At 38.1% G+C, this 8713-nt stretch carries 10 protein-coding genes; all 10 read left to right on the plus strand.

Annotated features, from left to right (window positions below; all coding sequences use genetic code 11):
- On the plus strand, positions 1–976 hold a 976-nt coding region (locus K5Q92_RS22960), incomplete at its 5' end, for a polysaccharide biosynthesis protein (RefSeq protein WP_220771152.1).
- Positions 976–2079 (plus strand): NAD-dependent epimerase/dehydratase family protein, encoded by a 1104-nt coding sequence (locus tag K5Q92_RS22965; protein WP_220771153.1) that lies wholly within the window; start codon positions 976–978, stop codon positions 2077–2079. The genes K5Q92_RS22960 and K5Q92_RS22965, both read left to right, overlap by 1 nt.
- Positions 2080–2088: 9 nt before the next feature.
- Positions 2089–3219 carry a non-hydrolyzing UDP-N-acetylglucosamine 2-epimerase gene (gene wecB, locus K5Q92_RS22970; protein ID WP_220771154.1) on the plus strand — a complete coding sequence of 377 codons (1131 nt, stop codon included), beginning with the start codon at positions 2089–2091 and terminating at the stop codon, positions 3217–3219.
- 55 nt (positions 3220–3274) lie between these two features.
- A complete protein-coding gene (locus tag K5Q92_RS22975) occupies positions 3275–4483 on the plus strand; it encodes a glycosyltransferase family 4 protein (protein WP_220771155.1) in 1209 nt (402 codons plus the stop codon).
- A complete protein-coding gene (locus K5Q92_RS22980) occupies positions 4480–5076 on the plus strand; it encodes a sugar transferase (RefSeq protein WP_220771156.1) in 597 nt (198 codons plus the stop codon). The genes K5Q92_RS22975 and K5Q92_RS22980 overlap by 4 nt, the downstream gene beginning before the upstream one ends.
- A complete protein-coding gene (locus K5Q92_RS22985) occupies positions 5069–5707 on the plus strand; it encodes an acetyltransferase (protein WP_220771157.1) in 639 nt (212 codons plus the stop codon). The genes K5Q92_RS22980 and K5Q92_RS22985 overlap by 8 nt, the downstream gene beginning before the upstream one ends.
- Before the next feature lie 7 nt (positions 5708–5714).
- Positions 5715–5930, plus strand: a complete 216-nt coding sequence (locus K5Q92_RS22990; protein ID WP_220771158.1) for an acyl carrier protein — start codon at positions 5715–5717, stop codon at positions 5928–5930.
- A 38-nt stretch (positions 5931–5968) separates the two neighbouring features.
- Entirely contained in the window at positions 5969–6976 is a 1008-nt protein-coding gene (locus tag K5Q92_RS22995) for a ketoacyl-ACP synthase III (protein WP_220771159.1), read from the plus strand.
- A complete protein-coding gene (locus K5Q92_RS23000; protein WP_220771160.1) occupies positions 6973–7728 on the plus strand; it encodes an SDR family NAD(P)-dependent oxidoreductase in 756 nt (251 codons plus the stop codon). The genes K5Q92_RS22995 and K5Q92_RS23000 overlap by 4 nt, the downstream gene beginning before the upstream one ends.
- A 9-nt stretch (positions 7729–7737) precedes the next feature.
- A partial coding sequence (locus K5Q92_RS23005; protein ID WP_220771161.1) for a 3-oxoacyl-ACP synthase III family protein occupies positions 7738–8713 on the plus strand: 976 nt, incomplete at its 3' end.

Genomic DNA, 8713 nt, shown 5'->3' on the forward strand with positions numbered 1-8713 from the left:
AGATCGCTTTTTAGAAACAGACATTAAAGAAATTCGAATTTTTTCTCGGGATGAGAAAAAGCAAGACGATATGCGTAAGAAGTATAACTCTCCGAAACTTAAGTTTTATATTGGGGATGTTCGAGATTATAATTCTATATTGTCAGCAACTCGGGGAGTGGACTTTGTTTATCATGCAGCAGCTTTGAAACAAGTACCCTCTTGTGAGTTTCATCCAATGGAAGCTGTAAAAACAAACGTTTTGGGTACAGAAAATGTACTAGAAGCTTGTATAGCAAATGAAGTTTCTAGAGTTGTTTGTTTAAGCACAGATAAAGCTGTTTATCCTATCAATGCGATGGGAATATCAAAAGCGATGATGGAAAAGGTAATCGTTGCAAAATCACGAAATGTAGATCCTGATAAAACCGTTATTAGCGCTACTCGTTACGGTAACGTTATGGCTTCTCGTGGGTCTGTTATCCCTTTATTTTTAAGACAAATAATTAATGGAGACGCGATAACAATTACTGACCCTAATATGACTCGTTTCATGATGACTTTAAATGACGCGGTGGACCTTGTTTTACATGCATTTACACATGGTGTAAATGGCGACATATTTGTACAAAAAGCTCCTGCTGCAACGATTGATGTATTAGTTAAGGCGCTAAAAACAATTACATCTAAACCAGAGCACAAAGTGAATGTTATTGGTACTCGCCACGGTGAGAAACTTTATGAAGCTTTGTGCAGCCGAGAAGAGATGTTTGTTGCTGAAGATCAAGGTGGTTACTATCGCATTCCTTCAGATAATAGAGACTTAAATTATTCTCAATATGTTGAAGAAGGCGAACAAGATTTAAGTTCAATTGAAGATTATAACTCTCATAATACTGAGCGCTTAGATGTTGATGGCATGATTAAATTACTACATAAGTTAGATTTTATTGCGGATATAGAAGCAGGCAGTTTAGTTGTACCAGAGGGGGTTTAATGAAAATATTAGTGACAGGTGCCAATGGCTTTATTGGTAAGAATTTGTGCTTCCAACTAGAAGAACAAGGTTTTACTGATATTGTAAAAATTGATCGTGATAATTCAACACATGAATTAGATTCAGCATTAGAGAGTGTTGATTTTATTTATCACTTAGCAGGGATCAATCGTCCGAAAACTGAAGATGAGTTCACAAAAGGCAATGTAGATTTAACGTCACGGATAGTTTCTAAGTTAAAAGAGCTTAATCGTCAAACACCTATTCTTTTGACTTCGTCAATTCAAGCAGAGCATTCAAATCCTTATGGTGTAAGTAAAGCACTTGCTGAAGACGCAGTGAATCAGTATGCTGAGCAGTCTAAAGCTAAAGTGTTTATTTATCGCTTACCAAATGTGTTTGGTAAGTGGTGTCGGCCTAATTATAACTCTGTTGTGGCAACTTTCTGTCATAATGTTGCAAATGATCTGCCATTAGTCATTAATGATCCCGCAGCAAAAATTAATTTAGTTTATATCGATACCGTTTGTGAACACTTTATTCATCATTTAACTAATGATGAACCAAGTGGAGAACAATCAATTAAGCCAATTTACCCTACTACAGTCGGGGATATCGCTAATGCTCTTGAATCATTTAAAGAAAGTAAAACTTCATTAGTTACTGAAAATGTTGGCACTGGGCTTTCTCGCGCGCTTTACTCTACTTATATTAGTTATTATTCGCCAGAGCAATTTTCATACACCGTACCGTCGTATATAGACCCTCGTGGTTCTTTTTGTGAATTATTAAAAACTAAAGAAGCTGGCCAATTTTCTTTCTTTACTGCTCATCCCGGTGTTACCAGAGGTGGCCATTATCATCATACTAAAAATGAGAAATTCTTGGTGATAAAAGGAGAGGCTAAGTTTAAGTTTGAACATATAGCAACAGGTGAATGTTATTCATTAGATGTCACAGGGGATGATTACCGTGTTGTTGAAACTGTGCCAGGTTGGACGCACGATGTGACCAATACTGGTGATTCAGAACTTATCGTTATGTTATGGGCTAATGAAATTTTTGATCGCGAAAAACCAGACACTTTTGCTAAGCCATTGTAGGAATTAAAAATGAAAAAATTAAAAGTGATGTCAGTGGTCGGCACACGTCCTGAGATTATTCGTCTTTCTCGAGTTTTAGCTAAACTCGACGACCATTGTGAACATATTTTGGTTCATACTGGTCAAAATTACGATTTTGAATTAAACGAAGTCTTTTTTAACGATTTAGGAGTGCGTAAGCCAGATTACTTCTTAGAAGCAGCAGGTAAGAATGCAGCAGAAACAATTGGCCAAGTTATCATTAAAGTCGATCAGGCGTTAGAAGAAATCAAGCCAGATGCGATGTTGGTGCTTGGCGACACCAATTCTTGTCTTTCAGCTATTCCTGCAAAGCGACGTAAGGTACCTATCTTTCATATGGAAGCTGGGAACCGTTGTTTCGATCAACGAGTGCCAGAGGAAACTAACCGACGCATTGTTGATCACACTGCCGATATTAATCTGACATATAGTAGTATCGCTCGAGATTACTTATTAGCTGAAGGGTTACCAGCCGATCGCGTTATAAAAACCGGTAGTCCAATGTTTGAGGTATTAAATCACTATATGCCTCAAATTGATGCATCAGATGTATTGACTCGCCTTGAACTTGAAAAAGGTCAGTTTTTTGTCGTTAGTGCACATCGTGAAGAAAATGTAGACTCACCTAAACAACTAGCAAAGCTGGCTGAAACGTTGAACACTGTTGCAGCTAATTATGACTTACCTGTAATTGTATCAACGCATCCTCGTACTCGTAATCGCATTGAGGCTCAAGGAATTGAATTCCATAAGAATATACAGTTGCTTAAACCATTAGGTTTTCATGATTACAACCATTTACAGAAAAATGCTAAAGCGGTTTTATCTGACAGCGGAACTATTAATGAAGAATCTTCAATAATGAATTTTCCGGCTTTGAACCTACGAGAAGCTCATGAACGACCAGAAGGGATGGAAGAAGCTTCTGTGATGATGGTGGGGCTTTGTGTCGAACGCGTTATGCAAGCTCTAGAAGTGTTAGAGTCTCAGCCTAGCGGAACTGAGCGTTTATTGCGTCCAGTTTATGACTATAGTATGCCGAATGTATCAGATAAAATGGTGAGAATAATTCATTCTTACACGGATTATGTGAAAAGAGTCGTCTGGAAAGAGTACTAAAATGTGGTTTGGCTTATAAACATACTATTACAAGCTAGCCTATAGTGAACTATGAATGAAAATATTATTATTAACACAATGGTTCGAGCCAGAACCGACCTTCAAAGGTCTCTTATTTGCGCAAGCATTACGTGATCAGGGACATGATGTTGAGGTCCTTACCGGGTTTCCTAATTATCCTGGTGGAAAAGTATACGATGGTTATAAAATTTCTCTTTATCAAAAAGAAGTCATAGGCGGAATAACAATACATAGAGCACCTTTGTATCCTAGCCACGATGGTTCGGCTGTTAAGCGTATTTTTAACTACGTCTCTTTTGCTGTTGGGGCCTTTTTTGTCGGTTTACTAAAAACAAGAAATATTGATGTAATATATAGTTATCATCCACCGCTTACGACCTCTATATCAGCTTTGCTATTAGGTTTTTTTAAAAGAGTTCCTTTTGTCATTGATGTTCAGGATTTATGGCCAGATACATTGTCTGCTACAGGTATGGTCAATAATAGTAGCATACTTTCAATTGTTGGTAAGGCATGTGACTTTGTCTATAAAAGGGCGGCCAAAATAGTTGTTCTATCACCTGGTTTTAAAAAAAGAATAATCTCTCGTGGTGTACAAGCTGAAAAAGTTGAAGTTATTTACAATTGGTGTAACGAGCCAGCCTTAAATCATTTTGAAGATACTGAGGTAAAGCTACCGGATAATGGAAAGTTAAACTTGCTATTTGCTGGTAACTTAGGCTATGCGCAGGGCTTACCCTCAATTATCAAAGCTGCTGAAATACTTAAAGACAGTGATGTTCAAGTCAATATAGTGTTACTCGGTGACGGTGTTGCCAAGGCTGCTGCTATAGAAGAGGCTCGGAGCTTACAATTATCAAATGTGATATTTCTACCGAGGGTGCCAATGCAGCAGGTTGGTAGTCTTTTATCGAAAGCAGATATGTTACTTGTACATTTGATCAAAAATGAGCTTTTTGAAATTACTGTGCCGTCAAGAACGCAGGCGAACTTAGCAATGGGTAAACCGATAGTTATGGGGGTTTCAGGTGATGCTGCCGATTTAATTGAAGCGGCTAAAGCTGGAGTAACCTGCGAACCTGATAATCCACAGAGTCTTGCAAAAGCAATTATAAAACTAGCGTCTTACACTGAGGATGAGAGATTGACCATTGGAGAATTAGGGCGAAGCTATTATTATCAAAAACTGTCGTTGAAAACTGGTGTTGATAAGTTCTTGAAAATTTTTGAGGAGATTAGATGAAGCGTATCTTTGACTTTAGCACTGCTCTCTGTGCTTTGATTATACTTTCTCCCGTAATGCTAGTTACAGCTTTACTTATACGCAATAAGCTTGGAAGTCCAGTATTTTTTAAGCAATCGCGACCAGGTTTGCATGGCAAACTTTTTAATATGTTTAAATTTAGGAGTATGCTTGATGCGGTTGATAGCTTTGGCAATAGTTTACCTGATAGTCAACGTTTAACCCCTTTTGGCCTTAAGTTACGCGCCACTAGTTTAGATGAACTACCAGGATTAATTAGTGTTTTGAAAGGTGATATGAGCCTAGTTGGGCCCCGTCCATTATTAGTTGAATACCTACCTCTATACACCCCGGAACAATCTAAACGACATAATGTGCGTCCCGGAATTACTGGTTGGGCACAAGTAAACGGACGAAATGCCATTAGTTGGGAGCAGAAGTTTGAATACGATGTGTGGTATGTAGAAAATCAATCTTTTTGGTTAGACATAAAAATTCTATTGTTAACTATCAAAAAAGTCTTTGTAAGGGATGGTATTTCAGCGGATGGTGAAGCTACAATGACGGCTTTTAAAGGTTATAAAAATGAGTAGTCCTAGTTTGTATATTGTCGGAGCCGGCGGGCTTGCTCGAGAGTTATACTCTTATTTATCGTCAAGTAATTTCATTTACGAAGGGTATGAACTAAAGGGATTTCTTGATGATAATCAGGAAGCACTGAATGGCTTTAATATGGAGCATAAAGTCTTAGGTCCATTAAGGCACCATAGAATAGAAGCAAATAGTTTATTGTTGATGGGGGTAGCTAGCTGTCAGTTAAAGCAAGACCTATTTAGCTTTTATCGAGGCCTTGGGGCTTCATTTATAACTTTTAGCCACCCGTCATCCTTCGTTGGGAGAAATGTAACTATTGGTGAAGGTTCTATATTAGGCCCAAATGCTGTTATAACTACTGATGTTAAAATTGGGCTTCTTTCTACTATTAATGCGAATACGTCTATAGGACATGATGCATCTTTGGGCGACTTCTGTACGCTTAGTGGTCATTGTGATATCACTGGTGGCGTAGAGCTTGGCGATAGAGTTTTTCTTGGTTCGCATGCGTGCATTATTCCTAGAGTCATTATTGAATCAGACTCTATAATCGGTGCTGGAAGTGTTGTAATTAAAAGAGTCGTGGCTGGCTCAACCATGTTTGGTAATCCTGCTAAAAAAATTAAATGAGGTAGATATGTCTAAAGAAAATAAATTACTGGAAATTATAGCTGAAATCTTAGAAGTAGAGGTTAATGAGGTTACTCTAGAAACACAATTAGATGAAGATTCTTGGGATTCATTAGCTGTAGTCACGTTTATATCTGAAGTTGATTCTAATTTTGATGTTGTTGTTTCTCCATCTTCAGTCGGTGGTGCGGAAACTGTGAAACAATTAATTGATTTGGTTTAATTAAGTACAACGCCCTTGCGGGCGTTTTAGGTTGTAGAATGATTACGATTAGTAATGTCAGCATAAAAGGTATAGCAACTACTGTTCCTTCATCTAAGGTCACTAATAGTGACTTGGGATCTTTATATGGAGAGAAAGAGATTGCAAAGTTGATTTCTAGTGTTGGTGTTAATGCTAGACGTGTCGCGGATACCAATACTACCTCAGCAGATCTTTGTTATGATGCAGCTGTTAACTTAATCAATGAGCTTAAGTGGGCGCCAGAGTCTATAGGCGCTATCATATTTGTAAGTCAGACTGGGGAATATCAGCTGCCAGCAACGGCTTGTATTTTACAAAATAGACTCGGCTTACCTGTCAGTTCGATTGCTTATGATGTGAATCTTGGTTGTTCTGGGTATACCTATGGTTTGTTTTTAGCGTCAAGTCTTGTTCAAACGGGTATTAAAAGAGTTTTATTGTTAGTTGGTGACACTATTAGCAAGTTGGTAAAGCCCGGAGATCGAAGTACAGAGCTATTATTTGGAGATGCAGGAACAGCAACTGGGCTAGAGTTTGAAACTGGTCCAGTTATACATTTTGAACTAGGAAGCGATGGAAGCGGCGCGGAGCATATCATTGCTCGAAAACCTCAACCTCAAGTAGACTCTATTCGTGGCTTACAATCTGCTTTTTTAGAAATGAACGGTGGAGAGGTATTTACTTTTACTCTTAAGCGGGTTCCATTATTAGTTAATGGTTTTTTAGAGACTTTAGAATTAACAAGCAAAGATATTGACTCATGCGTTTACCACCAAGCTAATCATTTTATGATTAAACATCTTTCAAAAAAGTCCAAATTTGAGCCAACTCAAGTTCCAGTCAGCATTACCGAGTTTGGTAACACGAGTTGTGCGTCTATTCCGCTGACATTATGTACTCAAGAACTTATTTCAAGGAATCGAATGCTGTTGGTTGGTTTTGGTGTAGGTCTTTCTTGGGGCGCTGTTATGGTAGATTTAAGTACAACTAAGCTTTTACCTGTAAATGAGATAAAAAATCAATGAGTAATGTGTTAGCTGGAAAAACTATTTTAGTCACTGGAGCATCTTCTGGATTAGGCAAGGCTATTGCTATTTATTTTAGTACAGTCGGAGCTAGGGTTGTATTAAGCGGTCGAAATGAAGAACGTTTACTGGAAACGCTAAAGGACATGAGCGGTTCTAACCACCTATATTTTATAGCTGATTTGGCAAAAGTAGAGTCGGTTCAAGTAATGATGGATGCTGTTTTTGCTAATGTTGGAGCTCTTGATAGTGTTATTCATTGTGCTGGTATTCAAAAGACCCTGCCACTACAAGCTTTGAAAGAGCATCAATTCGATGATATTTTTAATACTAATGTGAAAAGTGCTCAGTTTATCGCTAAGTTTTTGCGTAAAAAAGGCAGACATAACTCACAAGGTACAAGCTTAGTTTTACTTAGTTCAGTTGCTGCTGTGTGCGGTGAGCCTGCAATTTCTAGTTATTCAGCGTCCAAGGCGGCATTATTAGGTTTATCCAAGTCTTTAGCTGTAGAACTTGCACGGCAAAATATTCGAGTTAATTGTATAGCACCTGGTCATGTTGAGACTGAAATGGCGATAGAGTTTAGTAAGCAGCTTACAGTTGAGCAACGTGAAAGCATTTTGCTTAAGCATCCACTTGGTCTAGGTAAACCTGAATATATCGCTCAAGCGGCAGAGTTTTTAGCAAGTGATAAATCTAGTTGGATCACTGGAACAACTATTTTTGTTGATGGTGGATATAGTGCTCACTAAGGAGTGATAGTGAAGTCTAAAATAATTGCAGTCTCTTCTTATTTGCCAGAATATATTCTTAGCAATGAAGAGTTAGCTCGGGATAATCCTGAGTGGAGTGTGAATAAAATATATGATAAAACGGGCATAAGCACACGTCACATTGCAGCTGAGAGCGAATCGTGCTCAGACATGGCGGTAGCAGCTTGTGAAAATCTGTTCAAAGAGTACTCAGTGAATAGAACAGATATTGATTACGTATTATTATGCACTCAAAGTCCAGATTTTAAGCTTCCAACCACAGCATGCATTGTGCAAGAACGGCTAGGGTTAAAGAACTCGTGTGGCGCGCTTGATTTTAATTTAGGTTGCTCTGGCTACATTTATGGGTTGAGTTTAGCTAAAGGATTGATCGAGACGAATCAAGCTAAAAATATTTTATTAGTTACGTCTGAATTATATTCTAGATATATAGCTAAAGAAGATAAAAGTGTCAGAACACTATTTGGCGATGCTGCCACTGCGACTCTAATATCTTGTGCTGATTCTAACGAAGATAAAATTGGACCTTTTGTCTTTGGTACCGATGGTGCTGGAAAAGATAATCTTATTGTCCCACACGGTGGGGCTAAATACCCATTGGATGCCAGTTCTGATGTATTAGAACAAGATTCTAGTGGTAATTGCAGGGCACCTAAGAACTTATTTATGGATGGTGGGGAAATATTCACTTTTACGCTTAAAACAGTGCCCAAAAGTGTTGATGAATTATTGGAACTCGCAGGGCTTGAAAAAGAGCAGATAGAGCATGTTATATTTCACCAGGCTAATAAGTTTATGTTAGAACAACTCAGGAAGAAATGTAAATTTGATGAAGACAAATTTCTTACTTCATATGAGTTTTTTGGGAACACGGTGTCTTCAACAATACCTTTAGGAATTAGTGAGGCGGTTAAAGCTGATAAGTTTAATCCTGGTGACAAAATAATGCTTGTTGGTTTTGGTG

It is taken from the genome of Shewanella sp. MBTL60-007 (assembly GCF_019654915.1).
GTDB lineage: Bacteria > Pseudomonadota > Gammaproteobacteria > Enterobacterales > Shewanellaceae > Shewanella.

Bases quoted from the DNA above. Each gene is read 5' to 3' on its own strand.
- K5Q92_RS22965 (WP_220771153.1), top strand. From the start codon at position 976: ATGAAAATATTAGTGACAGGTGCCAATGGCTTTATTGGTAAGAATTTG.
- wecB (WP_220771154.1), top strand. From the start codon at position 2,089: ATGAAAAAATTAAAAGTGATGTCAGTGGTCGGCACACGTCCTGAGATT.
- K5Q92_RS22975 (WP_220771155.1), top strand. From the start codon at position 3,275: ATGAAAATATTATTATTAACACAATGGTTCGAGCCAGAACCGACCTTC.
- K5Q92_RS22980 (WP_220771156.1), top strand. From the start codon at position 4,480: ATGAAGCGTATCTTTGACTTTAGCACTGCTCTCTGTGCTTTGATTATA.
- K5Q92_RS22985 (WP_220771157.1), top strand. From the start codon at position 5,069: ATGAGTAGTCCTAGTTTGTATATTGTCGGAGCCGGCGGGCTTGCTCGA.
- K5Q92_RS22990 (WP_220771158.1), top strand. From the start codon at position 5,715: ATGTCTAAAGAAAATAAATTACTGGAAATTATAGCTGAAATCTTAGAA.
- K5Q92_RS22995 (WP_220771159.1), top strand. From the start codon at position 5,969: ATGATTACGATTAGTAATGTCAGCATAAAAGGTATAGCAACTACTGTT.
- K5Q92_RS23000 (WP_220771160.1), top strand. From the start codon at position 6,973: ATGAGTAATGTGTTAGCTGGAAAAACTATTTTAGTCACTGGAGCATCT.